The following is a 19570-nucleotide window of genomic DNA, read 5'->3' on the forward strand; positions in this document are numbered from 1 at the left end:
GTTGGGCTATGAATATGTTATGATAAAGGAAGCAAGTGAGCTGCACAGTAGCAACTTTGCGAAGCCGCCCTGATAGGGTGATTTTGCAGAAGGAAGGTGTCACAAATGGACTCCATGGACAAAACGGTCAAATTCAATGTGAAGGGCGACGAAAAGGAAGCTTCTCCCCAGGAAATATTGCTCGCTGTATACGATGCACTGGTGGAGAAAGAGTATCATCCGATCAATCAGATCGTAGGGTATCTACTTTCCGGAGACCCAGCTTACATTCCGCGTCATAACAATGCGAGAAGTTTGGTCCGGAGAAAAGAACGTGATGAGCTGATTGAAGAGCTGGTTAGATTCTACCTCGTCAATCACAAGGTGGATAATCCCAGATGAAGAAGAAGTTAGGACTGGATTACGGCGACCGTAGAATCGGTGTAGCCACAAGCGATGTTTTTGGATGGACGGCACAAGCTCTTGAAACGATTGAGCGCCGCGGTACTGGTAATGAGTTCGAACGTATTCGTGAACTTGTTACGGAGCACGAAATTGGAGAGATTGTAGTTGGTCTACCGAAGAATATGAACGGCTCAGTAGGACCCCGGGGCGAAATCTGCATAGAGTTCGCTGACAAGCTGCGGGAGCAATTTGCAATGCCCGTACACCTTTGGGATGAGCGTCTGACGACGGTATCCGCAGAGCGGGTGCTGATTGAAGGGGACGTCAGCCGGAAGAAACGCAAAGGGATTGTGGACAAAATGGCTGCAGCCCTGATTTTGCAAAATTTTTTGGATGCTAACAGTAAAAGGTGAGGGGTGCGAGGAAATGACAAACGAACAGATTGGCCAAGAGGAAGAACCGGAAATTATCTATATTCCCGATGAGGAAGGTAATGAAGAGGAATTCGAGGTCATTATGAAGTTTGAGGTTGATGGCTCGGACGCTAAGTACATGATGGTGGTTCCGCTTGATTCCGAGGACGAGGAAACCGATGAGGTTTATGCGTTCCGTTATGTGGAAGAAGGCGACGATCTTCAATTGTTCATGATCGATAATGACGAGGAGTGGGCGATTGTCGAAGAGACTTTCAACACACTGGTTGACGAGTTGGACGGAGGATCTGAGAATGACTGAACGATCCGCTGATCAAGCGGTATGGACTTCTCGACTTAAAGAAGCCTACGGAGAAACAGTAGAACTGGAAGATGAGCAGGGCAAGTCTTCCATTTACGATATTATTGCCGAATTTGAAGTCGGTGGTCGCGGCTATGCTGTGCTGCAAGGCGCTGGTAAAGACGTGGATTATGAAATCCTGCGTATCGTTGTCTCTCCTAACGGACTTCCGGAATTAGAGAACATCGTTGACGATGAAGAATGGGAAGATATCTCAGAACTATATGATGAGATGACTTTCCCAGTGGATGACGCAGAGTAAGTCTTAAACATGTACGTTACATTTATGACGAGTACGGAAGAGGGCGGAGAATTCCGCGCTCTTTTTGCTTGGTATATGTGATGTTCTTTTTGGAGAATTCAACTATTAATTCCTGAGATTTAGGTACGATCATCAATCCCTCTTACTTATAGGGAATTCTCCTCATAAGTAAGAGGGATTGGTTGGTGTTTTGATATTATAAGGAATTACTCCCTATAATTTTAAGGAATAACCGGGATCATGCCTTGAGCTGATGAAATATAGGGAGTAATTCCCTGTAACTCTTACAGTGACTTCTTTATGTAGAGCATTTCTTGAGATATGTATTGAATTTTAAGTAATACACTTTTATACTTTATAGTCGGAAAGTGAGGAACCTGACTTGAAATCCGCAATCCGTACTGTGCTTATCGTTATTCTTTTGCTGGTAGCAGCAGGAGGCGGAGGCGCTTGGTACATTTGGAACGGGATGCAGCCGGTAAAGCCTGCAGGACCTGCCGTAACATTTACGATAGAGAAGGGCATGGGTAGTGCGGAAATAGCCGACCTGCTCGAACAAAATGGCATTATTCGCAACAGTCTTTTTTTTAAGGGATATTTGAAATGGACCAAAGAAGGTTCTAGCTTCAAGGCTGGTACTTATGTTGCTAGTCCAGGCGATACCTATGACGAGCTCATCGAGAGGTTAAATGCTGGTGATGTTGTTAAGGAAGAGACCATAACTTTTACAATTCCCGAAGGATATACTGCTGAGCAGATTGCCAAGAAGCTTGCTGAAGCGTGGAATCAGGAGGCTGCTATTTTTCTCGAAATAATGGATACCGGTGCGGGGTTAAAGGGAGTTGATCTTCTAGGTATCCCACAGGATAAGAATCTTCGCCATCGTCTTGAAGGATACTTGTTCCCAGAAACGTATGAACTAGCTAAGGACAGTACACCGCAGGAAGTTGTAGAAGCGTTATTGGATCAGTTCCAGAAGAAACTGGATACGATCCCGAACTGGAAGCAGAAGCTTGAAGCACGTGGAATGACGCTACATGAACTGTTGACGGTGGCCTCGTTAGTTGAGCGTGAAGTCGTGGTAGATAGTGAACGACCGCTAGTCGCTGGCGTGATTTATAACCGCTTAAAGAAGGAGCAAAAGCTGGAGATTGATGCTACGGTTCAATATTTGCTCGACAAACAGAAGGAAAGACTGTTATATAAAGATTTGGAAGTTGACAGTCCTTATAATACGTATAGAAATATTGGGCTTCCTCCGGGACCTATTAGTAATCCAGGGCTGGCTTCCATTCAGGCGGCACTTGAACCTGAGGCATCTGAATACTACTTCTATGTGACTAAGAAAGATGGTACACAAGGCCATTTGTTTGCTAAGACCTACAAGGAACATTTAGCCAATATCGAAAAAAGTAAGCAAGAATCGAAATAAAATATTAAAATGAAGAGTGGTGCGGTTGAAACAACTGTACAAGTAGGAGGTACAACATGACTAACAAACCGGAATTGTTGGCGACAGCAGCATCCTTAGAGGAAGCTGCTGCTTTGCTGGATGCCGGAGCCGACGCGTTGCTCATCGGGGATGACCGTTTCGGCATGCGTCTTGCCGGACATTTTTCGCTGGAGGATACAGCTGCTGTCGTAGAAATGGCACATGCGCGTGGCTGCAAGGTATATGCTGGACTAGGTGGGCTCATGTCCAACCTTCTTCTCGAAGAGCTTCCTGCCTATGTGAAGGCTATAGGTGAACTTGGTGTTGATGGTGTTGAATTTGGTGATCCTGCTGTGTTGACTACAGTGAAAAAGGAAGCGCCGGGGATGAATCTGCATTGGAATGCAGAAATGACCTCTACCAATTACGCAACCGCGAATTATTGGGGGCGTAAAGGGGCTAGTCGCGTTGTTCTTGCCCGTGAGCTGAATATGGATGAAATGACGGAAATGGTTCCGCTTTTAGAGGTAGAAGCACAGGTTCAGGTTCACGGCATGACCAATATATATCATTCCAAGCGTAAGCTTGTAGAAAGCTATATGTCACATCAAGGACGTCCAATTGAAGGGGGCAGTCTTGGCAAGGAACGTGGTCTATTCTTGATTGAGGCAGAACGAGATGACCAAAAGTTCCCGATCTATGAAGACGTGAACGGTACACATATTATGAGTTCGGATGATATTTGTATTTTGGAGGATCTTCATATCCTTATGGCTGCAGGCGTACAGAGTTTTAAGATTGAAGGATTGTTGAAATCAACAGCTTATAATGTGGCGGTTGTTAAGACATATCGTAAAGCTATTGATCTCTATGCAGCTGACCCAGAAGGATATTCTTTTCAAGAGGATTGGATGGAAGCAATCAGAACGTTGCAGGATCCAGAACGGGAGCTAAGCTTCGGATTTTTCTATAAAGAGCAAGTATATTAAGTTTAATTTAAGACAGTTTTTATTTCCCTGCAAAGACTTAAATGCTTGTAATCAAGTGTAGACATCACTTTGCGGGGCGATGGAGGGGAGAACAGGAATGGGAACCATGACAAAGCCGCAATTCAAGGGCAAACGTTACCGTCTGGACAAACCGGAGCTCCTAGCTCCGGCCGGTAATTTGGAAAAATTAAAATTCGCAGTACATTATGGTGCGGATGCTGTTTATATCGGAGGGCAGAAATACGGTTTGCGTTCAGGGGCAGACAATTTCAGCTTTGAGGAAATGCGTGAAGGTGTTGAATTCGCGAAGAAGTATGGCGCTAAGGTATTTGTTGCAACGAACATTTATGCTCACAATGAAGATGTCGCAGGGATTGAAGAATATCTGCGTAACCTATATGAAGTCGGTATTGCTGCCATTATCGTAGCTGACCCAGTCATTGTAGATACAGCGCGCCGTTTAGTACCTGGATTAGAGGTGCATTTGAGTACTCAACAATCTACACTGAACTGGCAAGCCGTATCCTTCTGGAAAGAAGAAGGTCTACCACGTGTAGTACTCGGGCGTGAGACAAGCCTGGAAGAGATCGCCGAGATTAAGAAGCATGTCGATATTGAAATTGAGAGCTTTATCCATGGTGCGATGTGCTCCTCATACTCAGGTCGCTGCGTATTATCCAATCACTTTACAGACCGTGACTCCAATCGCGGAGGCTGCTGCCAGTCTTGCCGCTGGAAATATGATCTGTTCGAGGATGCGCGTCCTGAAGGCACTTGGGTGTCTGAAGAAGATCAAGCTGAAGTGCAATCTCCGGCACCTTTACTTCCGGGTGTAACTCAGATTCCACTGCATCAGCAAGGGGATAATCCCTTTTCCATGGGATCTAAGGATTTGTGCATGTTGGAAAGTATCCCTGAACTCATTGAAGTCGGTATCGACAGCTTCAAGATCGAAGGACGGATGAAGTCGATTCACTATGTAGCTACTGTCGTTAATGCTTATCGTAAAGCCATTGATGCTTACATGGCTGATCCGGAAGGGTACGAGTTGAAGCAAGAGTGGCTGGACGAGCTGAACAAAGCGGCGAATCGCCCGCTTAACACAGGGTTCTTCTATGATACTCCGGATCATGAAGATCATATCTATGAGCCGGAAGAAAAAGCAGCTCCTTATGATTTTGCCGGACTTGTGCTAGAATACGATGCTGAGAGTGGAATGGCACTAATTCAGCAACGCAATCACTTCAAGCCTGGTCAGGAAGTTGAATTCTTCGGACCGAATGATACGTTCTTTAAGCAGACTGTAGCGGAAATATGGGATGAAGCAGGCAACCCGCTTGATGTAGCCCGTCATCCTCTGCAACGTGTTCGCATGAAGGTAGATCAACCAGTAGCATACTTTGATATGATGCGTAAGAGAAAATCTTAATAGGATACAGGGATGTTCTTTGTTAGAAGAGCATCCCTGTTTTTCTTTTGACAAAGCTAACAATAAGTTATATATATTAGTAACTAACAAATAAATCCAAGAAGGAGGGCAGAACGAACGAAGTTTTTTTGCCTCAAAATACATAGGTTAAAAGTTATAAAAAAAGTGTATTAAAGCTAAGAAAAAAGACCTAATATACCGATATATAATATAGTTAGCGCTTTCATATGTCCTCTAATATTAGCGGGTAGATGATCATGATGGGGATCCTGATCAAGATAGTATTAGTGAAAAGCATAAAGAGAGAAGGTTAGAGATGAAGAAAAATAATAAGAAATCCGTAAATGTACAGAGCAATGAAGCAAGCACAGGTAAGACATCAAAGCTAGATGCTAAGAATATGGTGTTGGGTTGGGGAAGCCAAATCAAGAGAGTGAATCCTATCAAATCCGTCGGAGTGAAGTTATTTCTAATCTTCCTTTGCTCCACTGTAATCGTAGTGATGTCACTTGGACTAATATCATATTCAAAGGCAAAAACAACGATAAAGAATAACGTATCCGAAGCTTATCGTCAGACTATTATTCAGACTGCTGAGAAGCTGGATATTACCTTGAAACAGTATGAGAACCTGGCATTGCAGCTTTATTTTGATGCACAAACGCAAACGGATCTTAGGGCTTTGGTGAATGCCAAAACGTCTTATGAAAAGTTTGAAGCTACAAGCTCCATTAGTAAGAAATTATCCAGTCAGACTACAACAGATTCTAATATTATCAGTGTCTCTTTGATTCCAGAGTCACCTGATCAAGATATTGTTACAAGTGGTAGTGGTGGCATTAATCTTGATGGATTAAGAGAGCAAGAATGGTATAAGACGGTTCTAGCCAGCACCAAAGAATATAATCCATATTATTCAGACGGTGACAAAGGCGGTGCCAAAAATATTTGGTTCTCCACTTCCGTTCAAGGAAATGAAGAAAAGGATATCGCTATGGTGAGATCTCTTAAAAATCTGGGATCAAATGATAGTTACATAATCATGATTGTAATGAAAAATGCACTGTTGGAAGAAGCTTTCGCAAGCGTGAAGCTTGGAGACGGCTCCCGTATTCAATTGGTGACTCCTGATGGAACAGTGGTGGCTTCTACCGATCAGAAGGATGAAGGAAAGCCGTCGGAGTTTACTTTTATCAAAGAGAGCAAGAAGAATAACACTAGTCTAGATGTCAAAGATTCTAACGGCAAACCAATTCTGGCGGTGTTTAATCCGATGATGCGTGCGGATTGGAAGCTCACCGGTGTAGTTCCTACAGACGAGCTTGTGAAGGAAGCACGTCCGATTCTGTTGACAACTTTTATTGCAGCTGCGGGTGCGGCTCTGCTGGCGATATTCATCGGAATTTGGATGGTTCGTATGATTGCTCGCCCACTGGCACGTTTGAAGAATCTTATGGTTCAAGGTGCAGGTGGAGACTTAAGTGTACGCACAGAATATGTGTCTAAGGATGAAATTGGTCAACTGTCAGCATCCTTTAACTTGATGATGGAGCGTATTACTGAGCTTGTATCGCAAACGACAGAAACCGCTCGAGATGTGCTGGAGACCGCTGGGGAGCTTGGAGAAGCATCGCGCAAGACAGCTATCTCAGCGAAGGAGATCGCAGCCGCGACGGAAGAAATCGCCGGAGGAGCAGGCAGTCTGGCACTTGAAGCCGAACGTGGGAATGAGCTTACAGATGTGATAGCTACACAAATGCAGACTGTGATCAGTGCCAACTCTGAGATGGACGAGGCTGCTCGTGGGGTAGGAGAAGCCAGTGCGCAAGGTGCTAAACAATTAACGGATTTATTGGATCAGACTAGCCGTACTGGGGAAAAGACAAGTGCGCTTGTAGAGCGTGTTAATCATTTGAAAGAAACGGTGTTTTCAGTAATTAAGGTGCTGGACGTGATGAAGAGTATCACACAGCAGACGAATATTTTGTCATTAAATGCGACGATAGAAGCTGCACGTGCAGGTGAAGCTGGTAAGGGCTTTATGGTGGTAGCAGGTGAAGTGCGACAGCTTGCCGACCAATCAAAGCAGTCTATCGCCCTAGTAGCCGGAATTACCGACAAGATCATAATGGAAATGAACGAAACGGAAGCTGTATTATCTGAAGTGGCCCCTCTCTTTAAAGAGCAAATAAGCTCAGTGAAGAGTACGAGTGATATCTTTGTATCCGTAAAGGGACAGATGGATGAGTTCATTACTAGTCTGGAATCGGTGACAACAGCGATCAGCAGCTTAAATCATTCACAGGTTGTGTTGTCAGAAGCGATGGGTAACGTCAGTGCTGTAGCTGAGCAATCTTCAGCGACTTCTGAAGAAGTGGCTTCACTCAGTAACGAACAGCAAAGTGTTAGTGATCAACTCGTTTCACTATCAGGCAAGCTGGAAAGTGCTTCAGGACAGTTGAAGGACAAGCTGTCATTATTCACTATAAAGTAATAGGATCCCTTATTAATCATTATATGGTCTTCCTAACAAAACCGCTTCTTCGCTATGAGGAAGCGGTTTTGTTATTGTATAAAGAAGAACTTCCCCGTATAATAATTTTGTTAGGTAATTAATAATAACAAGTTAGTAAAAAGGTTTAAGGAGAAGGACCCTATGAAAGGTAAACGCATCTTTGGCTGGTGGTCCGCTATCGGGGACATGAGCATGGAACGCAAGCTGCTCCTCGTCTTTTTAATCATTATTACGCTTCCGCTAACCTTCATTAGTGTGTTTACTTATAAGAGTTATTCAGCGTCTATTCAGGGCAACACTATTGCTTATTCTGAGAAGCTAATCGATCAAATGATGGATGGAGTAGATGATTATATCGAAGATATGAAGCGAATTTCATCTATGCCAGCCTATGTGAACGATATTAAACAAAATTTAATTCGTTCAAACCGGTACTATGAGCAGAAAGAGATCATGGGTGGGAAAGGAGGCAGTGCCTCATTGTCGCCTGGAGATTTTGATCTGTTGCTATCCATTCAGCGGGGAATAGAAGGTAATATTTCATTTATTAACAATATTAAGCGAGGCGCGAACACGGTTTATATTTTTGATGCTCATGGGAATGGCTATTATTCTGCCAAGGATGGTGGAGTGCGGCTTGACCTTGATCAAAGCTATACGTACTGGAGTCAGCAGACGAAGGATTCCAGCGGAGAAGCACTCTTGTTTGGCACCCAATCGTTTACGAGTAATTTGCAGAGTACTCGATATGCTTTTACTGTTGTTCGCAAAATCGTGGATGGATTGCTAAATCCGATTGGGCTGATCGCGGTAGAAGCGAATATTAGCAATCTGGAGAATCGAGTTAAAGAGTTGGATAAAGTAACACATGGCCAATCTCTGATTGTTGATGGAAATGGGATGGTCGTGTACGACAGTAATAAAAAGCTTCTTGCCACAGATGTATCTGATTCAGAGCGATTCAAAAGGGTCGATGGGATATCCGGAAGTTTCTATGATACAGTCAACGGAAAAGAATTTCTGAATATCTATTCAAGCTCTAACAAGAGCAATTGGAAGGCCATTATCTCCATTCCTGTGGATGTGCTGATGCGGGATGTGAAGGTGACTCGTAATGCAACACTCGCTGCTACATTAAGTATCATTGTGTTGGCGCTAATCATCTCCATTATTCTTTCCTTTGCGCTCACTAAATCGCTATCCCAAATGATTCATCTGATGAAAAAGGTTCAGGGCGGCGATCTGGATGTGATGTTTAGGGTTAGGCGGCGTGACGAGATTGGTCTGCTCGGACATCAGTTCAATCGAATGTTGGCTCGGATCAGGCAGTTAATTCAAGATATCTACCGAATCGAAGAACAGAAGAAGGAAGCGGAACTTCACGCTCTGCAGAGTCAAATTAATCCTCATTTTATTTATAATACGCTGGAGTCGATCCGGATGACCGCTGAGCTTAATGATGATATTGAAGCTGCGGATATGATCTCTATTTTAGGTAAACTGCTACGGTATAGTACAAGTGATTTGAGCGGTAAAACGACAATGCAGCAAGAGCTTGGATATGTACGCAATTATGTTGAGCTGCTGAACTGTCGCTACCCTAATCGTTTCGTACTCGACGTCGACGTGCCGAAGGAGCTAGATAATTACTCTATTATCAAGCTGGTCTTCCAGCCGATCATAGAGAATGCAGCCTATCATGGCTTAGATGATAACAAACCGCAAATGCATCTAAGCATTCGTTGCGAGATTACTGAGCAAATGCTGCTGTTTCATATTAAGGACGATGGCTGTGGAATGGATAAGCTCACTTTGGAGAGATTGAACGATGGGCTTCAGAAAGAAAGTCCTCCTAAGAAAAGCATCAATGGGGGGATTGGTATGAAAAATATACAGCAACGAGTGCGCCTTCATTATGGAGCGGCATATGGAATTGAGGTATACAGTGCGCTTGGACAAGGGACGGATGTTATTTTGTCGCTACCGCTGCTGGAACCGGAAATGATTTGATTACCTGACTGAAATCAGAGGGGGCTGTCCGTTGAAGGGGATGAGATTACACTGGTCTATGCGTACCGTACTGCTTCTTCTCTTTTTGATATCAATAAGTGGCTGTGAGGACAACACCAAGCAGACGGAATCACCAGCACCTCCAGTTGGAAACGAAGTGAAGTCTGACTTATCCGGCACTATAGTCATGATGACCAATCGAATAGATTTGATTGAGAACGGAACTTTTCAAGGATACGCAGATCAATTCAAGCTAAAATACCCCGGGGCGAATGTCGAATTTGAAGGTCTGTCCAACTATGCAACGGATATTCTGGTACGGCTGTCCACTAAGGATGCGGGTGATGTACTGCTGCTTCCGGTAAATCTCCCTGCAAAGGAGCTGGATTATTTTTTCGAGCCGCTGGATGAGGAAACAACTGCTGGTGAACGGTTCCCTTCTTTTTCTACTTATGAGGGCAAAAGATATGGGGTATCGACGGGAACTACCACGGTTGGGATCGTCTATAATAAGAGAGCTTTCGAAAAAGCAGGGATCACTTCTGTACCACGGACACTAGATGAATTCTATGAGGCTTGTGCTAAGTTGAAACAGGCTGGAGTTATCCCGCTATATATGAATTATGGGGCGGTTTGGCCACTGCGTGAATGGGGGAATACTCTAGTTAACTATATGGCAGGCGACCCTGAATATCTTAATAAAATGGTAAATGAAGATAGCCCGTGGCAGCTTGATAATGAATGGGGGAAATCGATTTCTATTGCCAGAACCCTAATATCTAAAGGTTATGTTGAAGATGAACTATTCTCGAACAATTGGGAAATATCGAAGACTAAGCTCGCCAAGGGTCAAGCAGGGATGTATTTAGTTGGAAATTGGACCATTAGACAAGTCTTTGATGTTGGAGCTTCGCCAGAAGATATTGGATTCTTCCCATTTCCATATGATAATAGTGACTCTCATTATGCGCCGATCAATTCAGACTGGTTCATGGGGGTAAGTAAATATAGCAAGAATAAAGAGCTTGCAATGGCTTGGCTGAACTTTTTTGTGAAGGAGACTTCCTATAAAGATGATTGGGGATTTCTCCCTGCTGACGGCAGCTTAAACCCTTTTATGCCGCAGTACCGTGAATTTTTATCTTATGAACCTAAGCTGGTTTATGGCACGGTACAAAGTGATGCGTTCATCGATCTGGCAAATGGAGCTAAGCTGTCCTTTTGGTCCGGAGATTATATTCAAGAGTTACTTGCTGCGCCTGATTTACAAAAGTCTTTTGACGAATTAAATGCAAAATGGACGGAAGCGCGGGTAGCAACACAGGTAACTTCTCAGCCTTAACTTTGGTTTAACATTAATTTTATTACAATCTCTGGAGGGTTTAATATGGCTAAAAAGGTCACCATGCAAAAAATAGCCGATCATCTCGGTGTATCTAAATTTGTTGTCTCTAAGTCACTATCGGGTAAAGCTGGCGTTAATGAGACGACCAGAGAACGAGTTATTCAAGCTGCTTCGCAGTTAGGCTATTTTACGCAAAAGAACGCTTTTGTCCAAGGTATTAAACGAACGCCTCCGGTGGCGGGGAGTGATCGGAATAAGCAATCTGTGCTTGTATTAATGCCGAATATCCGCTCACAGACTCAGGATTCCTTGTATTGGGGAAAGATTGTAGACGGTATTGCTCTTGCTCTGGATCAAGAAGGACTAGGAATGGTTATCATCTCTGAGAACCGTGCAGATAATTTCGTTAATATCTTGAACCCAAGCGGGATTCTTGGTTTGGTAGGAGTGGGTGAAATCTCCACTTCTTTACTGCTTGAGGTACATCGCATCGGTCTGCCGATGGTGTTAATTGACCATGAAGATCCATTAATTCCAAGTGATACTGTATTCGCGAACAATGTGGATTCGATGGCTCGGCTGACTAATCATTTGATGGGGACAGGCCATACCCAAATGCATTTTATCGGGAATATTGGATTCTCACGCAGCTTCCGTGACCGGTGGATTGGCTTTCGGAGTGCGCTGGAGGAGAGTGGGATAAGACTGCCTTTGGAAGACGACTCAAATCTCTTTTTGGAAGGGGTGGAGGAAGATGTATTCCAAGAGGATTTTAAAAATTGGGTGATGAAGCGGAAAAAAGCGAAGACACTCCCAACCGCCTTGGTCTGCGCCAATGACAAAACAGCACTCTCGGTCAGTGATATCCTGAAGGCGGAAGGTCTTAATATTCCAGGGGATATCTCGGTTACGGGCTTTGATAATATTGAGGATGCCTCAAGGGGCATTCCGCCGCTAACTACTGTACATGTCCCTAAAGAAGCGATGGGCCGGGCGGCAGTGGAGAAGCTGCTAAGCCGGATTGGGCATCCCTCTGCACCACTGGAGAAGATCCTGATCGCAGCAGACATAGTGCATCGTGATTCTGTGGATAAACCGCGAGACTAGCAATTAGTTTTACAAATATATAATGGTGAAGGTAGTTTAGGGGGAAATGCTATGACTGAAGCAAATACAATGCCAAAGATAGATGGCGAGCATATTATTCTGCGTGGTGTAGAAGAGACCGATCTGGAGGCTTATTATAACTTTTTACTTGATGAGGAGATGGGACGTCTAACGGGGTCGCAAGGAGAAATCTCTCGTGAGCAAACTGCGGACTGGATTCGAAAAATTAGTGTTCCAGCTGAGGATCGTGTGGATCTTATGATTATCGTCAAGGAAACGGATGAGCTTATCGGAGAAGTGGTGCTGAATGAAATAGATCCGGATAACCGCAGCGCAAACATTCGAATTGGGATTCGTAGCCATGAACATAGAGGGAAAGGTTACGGTACTGAGGCTATGACTCAAATGCTGCAATATGGCTTTGAAAGCTTGAAGCTGCATCGCATCCATCTTGGTGTGTATCCATTTAATCCAAGAGCCATTCATGTCTATGAGAAGCTCGGTTTCAAACGCGATGGTGTGGAGCGGGATGCTCTTTATGTTGATGGAGAATTTCATAACTTGATTTTGATGTCTATGCTGGAGGATGAATACCGGGCTTTGTATGAGACAAAGTGAGATCGAAGGTGATCGGGAATGACGAGAGAGGCTAGGCTAGAGGTCTATTTACGCGAGCTAGAAGAAAAATTATTAAAGCCAGAAATTCGTTCTTCTCCTGAAGAAATATCAAAGCTGCTCGCCGACGATTTTTTTGAAATTGGTAGTTCGGGTGGAATGTGGTATAAAAGTGATGGTATTCCTGAAGAAGGACTAGGAATTGTTCGAATGACACTGAGTCATTTTGAGCTACATCTGTTGTCTGAGGATATAGCGTTAGTAACCTATCGAATCTATAACGAAGACAAGAAGCAACATACACTGCGCAGTTCAATATGGAAGTGTAGGAATGGAGAATGGAAGATGTATTTCCATCAAGGTACACCTGCCCGTGTCTAGTAAGAAGAAAAAAGCGTTCTCAGTAGAAACTTTAACTGAGGACGCTTTTTTTCTGTATAAGTTTAAAAGCCAAACCCTACAGTGCTAAATTACGATCAATGAGAGCGATACGTTGCTGTACACAAGCATAAGAGCGAAGCGGATCCTCAGGAGTGTTCAGCACGTAATCTAACATCTGGTCAACGGTAGTTGTAGCTACATGGATGCGAGTGTCGGAGGAAGCGTAGTAAATGTAGATCTGACCGTTATCGCGTGCAATCACACCATTACAGAACACGACGTTAGAGACATCGCCGACACGTTCTTCACCGTCTGGTGCGATGAAATGACCGCCTGGTGAATGCGTGACTTTGTTTGGCTCCTCTAAATCAGATAAAAAGGCATAGAGCACGTATCTAAGCCCAGCAGCGGTATTGCGTACACCATGAGCAATATGCAGCCAGCCTTTTGGAGTTTTGATAGGTGCTGGACCTTGACCATTCTTTACTTCCTTGATGGTGTGGTAGTGGCGCTCATCCATGATAGTCTCGCTCGTAATCTCGGCATCCTCAATGGTATCCGAGAGTCCCCAGCCAATACCGCCACCGGAGCCTGCATCAATAAAACCATCCTGTGGGCGAGTGTAGAAGGCATATTTTCCATCTACGAATTCAGGGTGAAGCACCACATTACGCTGCTGAGCAGAACCTGTCTTAAGATCAGCCAGACGTTCCCAGGTCTTCAAATCCTTTGTGCGAACAATACCACATTGTGCTACTGCGCTGGAAAGATCGCCGTGTGGGGCGTTTGGATCTTTGCGTTCTGTACAAAAGAGACCGTAAATCCAGCCATCTTCATGGTTTACGAGGCGCATGTCGTAGACGTTGATATCCGGAACTGCTGTCTCAGGCAGCACAACTGGGTGATCCCAGAAGCGGAAGCCATCCACCCCATTGTCACTTTCAGCTACAGCAAAAAAAGATTTGCGATCATTACCTTCAACGCGGGCTACGAGATAGAACTTGCCGTTCAGTTCAATCGCACCAGGGTTGAATACACCGTTTACACCGATTCTTTCCGCGAAGAAAGGGTTGGTGTCTGGGTTGAGGTCGTAACGCCAGATTAGGGGAGCATGCTCAGCGGTAAGCAGTGGATGAGCATAGCGGTCATAAATACCGTTTCCATAAGGAAGCTTTTCATTTTTACGGGTGATCAGTGTTTCATAACGATCTGTTAATTGTTGTTTGCGTTCTTGAAATAATGACATTATACAGTCTCCTTTATTGTTGATTTCAGTCGTGCGATCATTTCGAAGCAGGCTCTGCTGTTATGATAAGGACATTTCCAGGCACTAACCTTTGGAGCATGAGCTAAAGGCTGGTAATTCTCATCTACACTCCAGTACCATTCGCCTAACTGGTGATCTACCATATATTTATCAATAAAAGTCCAGGAGGCTTGGGCAGCCTCGTTAAATTTACTGTCACCGGTCAGCTGATAAGCATTATAGAATCCTACAACCGCCTCGGCTTGCGGCCACCAATCTTTCTCTTTGCTCAGTAATCCGTTCGGGTCTGCTTCATTCCATATTCCGCCGTCGTTATCTATGCCTTCCGCAAGAACGGCTTCTGCCATGGAGATGGCTACTGTATGTACACGATGCAGTAGTTCTTCATGTCCAAGCGTTTCTGCTGCTTCCACAAGTAACCAGCTACCTTCGATATCATGTCCGTAGGAGATAATATCTGATTTCACAGTCCATGCTTCATCTAAGAAAAGATGGAAATGCTTCCCTTCCTTATCAATGATATGATCCAGCATCGTTTCGATTAGCTCAGCCAGCTTGCTCTCTAGTTCCTTTGACTTCCATACTCGAAAAAGTCCGGTATAAGCCTCTAACACATGCAGATGCGTATTCATAGATTTTTTCTCATTCATATCCTTACTGCTAAGACTTAGGTTATCCGTGATTTGCCATTCCCGGGATAAAGCTTCAACATAACCTTTATATATAGAATCATAGCCGTATTTCTCTACAAGCTGGAACAAACGAATCGCTTCATCCAATACCTCAGATCGTTCGGTCGCATGATAGAACTCAGCCAATGCGTAGATAGCAAAAGCTTGGCCGTAGATCTGTTTTTTCTCCTGAGCAGGTTTGCCTTCAGCGTCGACCATCCAGTATAATCCGCCATACTCTTTATCGATGAAGTGATCCATCAGATAGGCATAGGCACGTTCTGCCATAGCCAGATATTCTGTCTTGCCGTAAATCCGGTAAGCGCTCGCAAAGGACCATAGAATACGGGCATTAAGCACAAGGCTTTTCTCCGCGTCAGGACTAGTGTTCAGCTGATTGTCAATCTCGCCAACAAATCCCCCATTGATTTTGTCCTTCGTTTGTTTCATCCAAAAACTGAGGATATTCCCCTGCAGCTCATCTTCAAGCTGAGTAATCCATAATTCTGGTGAATAAATCATTGGTTATTAGTCACTCCTCACATTACTTATTGATTTTTGAGGTGAAATATTCGTTGATAATCCCTGCGGCTTGCTTGCCATACATACAATAATCATCATTCTGAGCAGCATCATGAATGGGGTAAAGATGAGTAGGCCAGTCCCAGAGCATAAAGCCCTGAACCCAATCTCTGCGCTCACAGCCTTGAAACATTGCCCGATAGAACTTGCTTTGTTCCTCTTGGCTCGGTTCACCCTTTAAGGTCCAATCATTAGGAATAGCGGCGCTTCCGCTCCGGCTTGGGCAACCGGCTTCCATGAAAAAGAAAGGCTTATTCTGTGATCGCACTACATTCTCAATCCGGTCGAGCTGAGCTTCCCAATCGTTAGCTGGATAATACCCACTTGAAGAAATCACATCGAGCGCATCCCACCAGGTTACGTTGTCCTCCTGATACTTGTCGCAATTGTAAGTAAGAATTCCTGAGTAAACCTTCCGAACCTCAGCAATAAGTGTGCGCCATTCAGTTTCCCGCCTATCCGTTTGTACAAGCTCACAGCCGATACATAACATCTCACAGCCTGTTTCCTCAGCGATGGAGGCATAGTGCAGAATGAATTTGGTATATGAGCTGAACCACTCAGACCATTTAGGCTCGCAAGGAACATCCTTATCGAAAAAGTTAATGTGAGCACGCCAAGTTCCGTCAGCACAATTAACAATCGGCTTCAGGCATACCTTTAACTGTAATGATTTCGCTTTACTGATGGCCGATTTCACTTCTTCATCACTAACGGTTGGAGTTTCCCAATAGGGAATTTCCGTTGAATGAGCGGTAGCTTGAAGCGCACTAAGTGCAATAGCTGTCCAGTTCGCTCCAGTAACTGAAGACATGAGTTCCATCGAACGTTCCGCTTCTTCTGTTTTCCATGAACCACGAGTACCCGAGAAACCCCAGGTTACACCTGCAATGTATTCGTTGTTAAATCGCATTGAGAATCCCCACCTTACATTGAAAATAGAAAAGAGAAAAATTAGCAAATCTTAATTTTGTTATATAGTTATTATTAATTTGTTAGTTTATAATAACAACTTAATTTAGTTATATACTTTTTTGAAGATGATTTCAAGGACAATTTATTGTTGCGGCTGGGAAATTTGAATAACTTTCGTTATAGTAAAGACAAGACTATAAATGAGCGCAATCCTACATTGACGTAATACATGGGGAGAATACTATTCGTGATGATAGCGCAATCATAATAACTGGCCGATACAACTGGAGGGAAGTACTCAAATGATAAATATTATGATTGCGGACGACGAGGAAGTCATTCGCAGAGGGCTTGAAAAAATCACATCCAGGATGGAATTAGACGTACATGTAATTGGATCCTACGGAAACGGGTTGGAAGCTTGGGAGCATATTGAAAAGTTATCCCGAGAGGATATGGATCTGCTTATTACAGATATAAAAATGCCTAGAATGGATGGTTTTAAGCTAATTGAACAGGTTAGAGGACAGATGGAGGATATGCCTATTGCCGTTCTTAGCGGGTTTAGTGAATTTGAATATGCCCGCCGAGCAATCCGTCATGGGGTGATGGATTATTTATTAAAACCGATTGATAAGACTCAGCTATATGAACTGCTCAAGAGAGTAGAGGGTGCGAAGAAAAAGAACGTCAAAGACCAGGAGGAGATGTTCTCTCAAGCGGCAGATGGTGGAGAGCATTACGTAGTTGAACAGACTAAGAGCATACTGGAGAGGGAGTATGATCAGAACTTCGAACTCGAGCGCTTGGCGGAGACCGTCGGTATGAATGCGAGCTACCTCAGCCGTTTGTTCAAAATAAAGACGGGCCTAACTATAACCGATTATCTAATTCGGATTCGTATTACTAAGGCGAAAGAATTGCTGATGGAGCATCCTGACCTGAAAAATTATGAAATTGCCGATAAAGTAGGTTATAGTGATCCTGTTTATTTTAATAAATTGTTCAAGAAAATGTGTGGTATGACACCAAAGGATTATAAAAGCGGTTGTAAAATATCGAAAATGGAACGAGAGTTTTAGACTTATATAGGAAGCTATTATTTAAGAGGGCGATAAGCTCTCTTTTTTTGTGGTTATTTTCGATAAATTATATAACAGAATATAAATAACAAAAACAAAAATAACAAATACAAGACCAGAAAAAGCAATTCAAACCATCGTTTTGCGTTAAAAATAGATTTATAATGATCTTGTAAGCGATATCATCACTTGTTTTCATGAGTAATTCAATAATCGTGGAATTGATAAATACTCATTTCAACTATTCGTGATGATAAAAGTTATTATTTTGTTATCTACTAAAAATTAGATTTGAAACGAAGAGAGGGGTCGTAAAAGCATGAAAAAAGGCAAAACAATGATGGGCTTGATGGCACTGACACTTATGGCAGGATTGTTTAGCGGTTGTTCCTCAAACAACAACACCAATAATGAAGGCGCTAAAAACACAGGAAGCAATGGATCCTCAACAGAGGCGACGGCAGCTCCGGCTGATGATGCAGCAGCCAAGGATATTAAAGGGGATATCACGGTTATTACGCAAAGAACGGATATTGTTGATACCGTATTCAAAGAGTATGCGGCTAAGTTCAATGAGAAATATCCTGATGTAAAAGTAAACTTTGAAGCGCTTGCTACTTACGAAGATCAAATTAAAATTCGCATGAGCACTAGTGACTATGGCGACGTTCTGTTGTTACCTACAAGCATAGCTATTAAAGATATTCCCGATTTCTTCGAACCACTGGGTACACTCGAAGATATGCAAAAACAATATACAGGTGTGGAAGAACGAGCAGTAGATGGAATGGCTTACGGAATTCCAATGACCATCAACTTTAACGGTATTATTTACAACAAACAAGTCTTTAAAGATGCCGGGATTACAGAGGTTCCAAGAACGCCTGAACAATTCTTAACTGCTCTGCAATCTGTTAAAGATAAAACGAAAGCTGTGCCTCTGTACACAAACTACGCAGCTGGCTGGACATTGACCCAATGGGAAGCGGATCTGGCTACAGTAGCTGGTAACCGTGATTATGTGAACATTGGTCAAGTGGCTAGCGACGATAACTATGTTCCAGGTCAACCTCACTATGAGCTGTACAAAATCCTGTACGATGCAGCACAAAAAGGTTTGATTGAAGAAGATCCGACGACTACAGACTGGGAATCTTCCAAAGCGGATCTGGCTAACGGAAAAATCGGCACGATGGTTCTTGGATCTTGGGCAATCGGTCAAATCAAAGGTTTAGCAACGAATCCAGATGATGTTGGCTTTATGCCATTCCCTACGAATGCAGATAAAATCCTTGTACCACTTGCTGGTGACTACAATCTGGGTGTCAGCGTTCATAGTAAAAACAAAGAAGCTGCTAGAGCTTGGGTGGATTGGTTCATTAACGAATCTGGCTACCCAACGACTGAAGGTGGCGGTATGAGCCCGGCTATCGGTGCAGAGCTTCCAGAAATTCTGAAACAATATGAAGGTACTGAAGTAACCTTTGATACACTTGCAGCTGCTAAAGCCGGTGAAGAAGGCTGGTCTGATGAAATCGACAAACAAGCCGAAATCGGTGCTTGGCAACCAGACTTCAAGAAACGGATTATTGAAGCCGCAATTGGCAACAGAAAAGAATCTTATGATGACATCATGAAGGACCTCAACGACAAGTGGAAAGCCGCTCGCGCTAAAGTCACAGCACAGTAACAACTATAAGCTTTCTTAAATGCTATAGGCGGTAGTGGATGTGGGAGGGGATATGCTAACGGGCATTTCCCCCTTCACATTTAAACGAGTCATAAATAAATGAGGATGCTTTTCTGGAGG

18 protein-coding genes are annotated in these 19570 nt (G+C 43.6%); 15 read left to right on the forward strand and 3 right to left on the reverse strand.

Annotation, left to right across the window (positions count from 1 at the left end; genetic code table 11):
• The first annotated feature begins 105 nt into the window (after positions 1–105).
• The 13 genes from ACDZ28_RS16880 to ACDZ28_RS16940 all read left to right on the forward strand — a co-directional run bounded on the left by ACDZ28_RS16880 (position 106) and on the right by ACDZ28_RS16940 (position 13243).
• Positions 106–381: an IreB family regulatory phosphoprotein gene (locus tag ACDZ28_RS16880; RefSeq protein WP_042125473.1), complete on the forward strand. Its 276-nt coding sequence runs from the start codon at positions 106–108 to the stop codon at positions 379–381.
• Positions 378–797: a Holliday junction resolvase RuvX gene (gene ruvX / locus ACDZ28_RS16885; RefSeq protein ID WP_042125475.1), complete on the forward strand. Its 420-nt coding sequence runs from the start codon at positions 378–380 to the stop codon at positions 795–797. Before ACDZ28_RS16880 ends, ruvX begins: the two co-directional genes overlap by 4 nt.
• 13 nt (positions 798–810) lie before the next feature.
• Positions 811–1119 (forward strand): DUF1292 domain-containing protein, encoded by a 309-nt coding sequence (locus ACDZ28_RS16890; RefSeq protein WP_038569507.1) that lies wholly within the window; start codon positions 811–813, stop codon positions 1117–1119.
• Complete coding sequence (locus ACDZ28_RS16895; protein WP_042125478.1) at positions 1112–1420, forward strand: DUF1292 domain-containing protein; 309 nt, start codon at positions 1112–1114, stop codon at positions 1418–1420. The genes ACDZ28_RS16890 and ACDZ28_RS16895 overlap by 8 nt, the downstream gene beginning before the upstream one ends.
• A gap of 382 nt (positions 1421–1802) precedes the next feature.
• On the forward strand, positions 1803–2852 hold the full coding sequence (mltG, locus tag ACDZ28_RS16900; protein WP_231574078.1) for an endolytic transglycosylase MltG: 1050 nt from the start codon (positions 1803–1805) through the stop codon (positions 2850–2852).
• 56 nt (positions 2853–2908) lie between these two features.
• A complete protein-coding gene (locus ACDZ28_RS16905) occupies positions 2909–3841 on the forward strand; it encodes a peptidase U32 family protein (protein WP_375105269.1) in 933 nt (310 codons plus the stop codon).
• A gap of 97 nt (positions 3842–3938) precedes the next feature.
• A complete protein-coding gene (locus ACDZ28_RS16910) occupies positions 3939–5270 on the forward strand; it encodes a U32 family peptidase (RefSeq protein WP_042125482.1) in 1332 nt (443 codons plus the stop codon).
• Between the two features lie 316 nt (positions 5271–5586).
• Complete coding sequence (locus tag ACDZ28_RS16915; protein WP_156114748.1) at positions 5587–7764, forward strand: methyl-accepting chemotaxis protein; 2178 nt, start codon at positions 5587–5589, stop codon at positions 7762–7764.
• 162 nt (positions 7765–7926) lie between these two features.
• Entirely contained in the window at positions 7927–9795 is a 1869-nt protein-coding gene (locus ACDZ28_RS16920) for a sensor histidine kinase (protein ID WP_375105270.1), read from the forward strand.
• A 40-nt stretch (positions 9796–9835) separates the two neighbouring features.
• Positions 9836–11137, forward strand: a complete 1302-nt coding sequence (locus ACDZ28_RS16925; RefSeq protein WP_375105370.1) for an ABC transporter substrate-binding protein — start codon at positions 9836–9838, stop codon at positions 11135–11137.
• Positions 11138–11182: 45 nt separating this feature from the next.
• Positions 11183–12247: a LacI family DNA-binding transcriptional regulator gene (locus ACDZ28_RS16930; protein WP_339289856.1), complete on the forward strand. Its 1065-nt coding sequence runs from the start codon at positions 11183–11185 to the stop codon at positions 12245–12247.
• Positions 12248–12298: 51 nt separating this feature from the next.
• Complete coding sequence (locus ACDZ28_RS16935) at positions 12299–12865, forward strand: GNAT family N-acetyltransferase (RefSeq protein ID WP_375105271.1); 567 nt, start codon at positions 12299–12301, stop codon at positions 12863–12865.
• Positions 12866–12883: 18 nt separating this feature from the next.
• A complete protein-coding gene (locus ACDZ28_RS16940; protein ID WP_375105272.1) occupies positions 12884–13243 on the forward strand; it encodes a DUF4440 domain-containing protein in 360 nt (119 codons plus the stop codon).
• A 76-nt stretch (positions 13244–13319) separates the two neighbouring features.
• On the opposite strand, the gene ACDZ28_RS16945 is transcribed toward ACDZ28_RS16940, so the two are convergent.
• The 3 genes from ACDZ28_RS16945 to ACDZ28_RS16955 are packed head-to-tail and all read right to left on the reverse strand — an operon-like array spanning position 13320 to position 16676.
• A complete protein-coding gene (locus ACDZ28_RS16945) occupies positions 13320–14489 on the reverse strand; it encodes a glycosidase (protein WP_375105273.1) in 1170 nt (389 codons plus the stop codon).
• Positions 14489–15703 (reverse strand): AGE family epimerase/isomerase, encoded by a 1215-nt coding sequence (locus tag ACDZ28_RS16950; protein ID WP_375105274.1) that lies wholly within the window; start codon positions 15701–15703, stop codon positions 14489–14491. Before ACDZ28_RS16950 ends, ACDZ28_RS16945 begins: the two co-directional genes overlap by 1 nt.
• A gap of 22 nt (positions 15704–15725) precedes the next feature.
• Positions 15726–16676, reverse strand: a complete 951-nt coding sequence (locus ACDZ28_RS16955; protein WP_375105275.1) for a 1,4-beta-xylanase — start codon at positions 16674–16676, stop codon at positions 15726–15728.
• Between the two features lie 304 nt (positions 16677–16980).
• Between ACDZ28_RS16955 and ACDZ28_RS16960 the strand changes: the two genes are divergently transcribed.
• Both ACDZ28_RS16960 and ACDZ28_RS16965 read left to right on the forward strand, forming a co-directional pair.
• On the forward strand, positions 16981–17760 hold the full coding sequence (locus tag ACDZ28_RS16960) for a response regulator (RefSeq protein WP_042125498.1): 780 nt from the start codon (positions 16981–16983) through the stop codon (positions 17758–17760).
• A gap of 319 nt (positions 17761–18079) precedes the next feature.
• The gene (locus ACDZ28_RS16965) at positions 18080–19450 is read left to right on the forward strand and encodes an ABC transporter substrate-binding protein (RefSeq protein ID WP_042186107.1); all 1371 of its coding nucleotides are present in this window, start codon (positions 18080–18082) and stop codon (positions 19448–19450) included.
• The last annotated feature ends 120 nt before the right edge of the window (positions 19451–19570 follow it).

The sequence above is a fragment of the Paenibacillus sp. RS8 genome (genome assembly GCF_041956825.1).
Classification (GTDB): domain Bacteria; phylum Bacillota; class Bacilli; order Paenibacillales; family Paenibacillaceae; genus Paenibacillus_AQ.

Excerpts from the sequence above, each read along its gene's own strand:
- ACDZ28_RS16880 (WP_042125473.1), top strand. The coding sequence starts at position 106 with ATGGACTCCATGGACAAAACGGTCAAATTCAATGTGAAGGGCGACGAA.
- ruvX (WP_042125475.1), top strand. The coding sequence starts at position 378 with ATGAAGAAGAAGTTAGGACTGGATTACGGCGACCGTAGAATCGGTGTA.
- ACDZ28_RS16890 (WP_038569507.1), top strand. The coding sequence starts at position 811 with ATGACAAACGAACAGATTGGCCAAGAGGAAGAACCGGAAATTATCTAT.
- ACDZ28_RS16895 (WP_042125478.1), top strand. The coding sequence starts at position 1,112 with ATGACTGAACGATCCGCTGATCAAGCGGTATGGACTTCTCGACTTAAA.
- ACDZ28_RS16905 (WP_375105269.1), top strand. The coding sequence starts at position 2,909 with ATGACTAACAAACCGGAATTGTTGGCGACAGCAGCATCCTTAGAGGAA.
- ACDZ28_RS16910 (WP_042125482.1), top strand. The coding sequence starts at position 3,939 with ATGGGAACCATGACAAAGCCGCAATTCAAGGGCAAACGTTACCGTCTG.
- ACDZ28_RS16915 (WP_156114748.1), top strand. The coding sequence starts at position 5,587 with ATGAAGAAAAATAATAAGAAATCCGTAAATGTACAGAGCAATGAAGCA.
- ACDZ28_RS16920 (WP_375105270.1), top strand. The coding sequence starts at position 7,927 with ATGAAAGGTAAACGCATCTTTGGCTGGTGGTCCGCTATCGGGGACATG.
- ACDZ28_RS16925 (WP_375105370.1), top strand. The coding sequence starts at position 9,836 with ATGAGATTACACTGGTCTATGCGTACCGTACTGCTTCTTCTCTTTTTG.
- ACDZ28_RS16930 (WP_339289856.1), top strand. The coding sequence starts at position 11,183 with ATGGCTAAAAAGGTCACCATGCAAAAAATAGCCGATCATCTCGGTGTA.
- ACDZ28_RS16935 (WP_375105271.1), top strand. The coding sequence starts at position 12,299 with ATGACTGAAGCAAATACAATGCCAAAGATAGATGGCGAGCATATTATT.
- ACDZ28_RS16940 (WP_375105272.1), top strand. The coding sequence starts at position 12,884 with ATGACGAGAGAGGCTAGGCTAGAGGTCTATTTACGCGAGCTAGAAGAA.
- ACDZ28_RS16945 (WP_375105273.1), bottom strand. The coding sequence starts at position 14,489 with ATGTCATTATTTCAAGAACGCAAACAACAATTAACAGATCGTTATGAA.
- ACDZ28_RS16950 (WP_375105274.1), bottom strand. The coding sequence starts at position 15,703 with ATGATTTATTCACCAGAATTATGGATTACTCAGCTTGAAGATGAGCTG.
- ACDZ28_RS16955 (WP_375105275.1), bottom strand. The coding sequence starts at position 16,676 with ATGCGATTTAACAACGAATACATTGCAGGTGTAACCTGGGGTTTCTCG.
- ACDZ28_RS16960 (WP_042125498.1), top strand. The coding sequence starts at position 16,981 with ATGATAAATATTATGATTGCGGACGACGAGGAAGTCATTCGCAGAGGG.
- ACDZ28_RS16965 (WP_042186107.1), top strand. The coding sequence starts at position 18,080 with ATGAAAAAAGGCAAAACAATGATGGGCTTGATGGCACTGACACTTATG.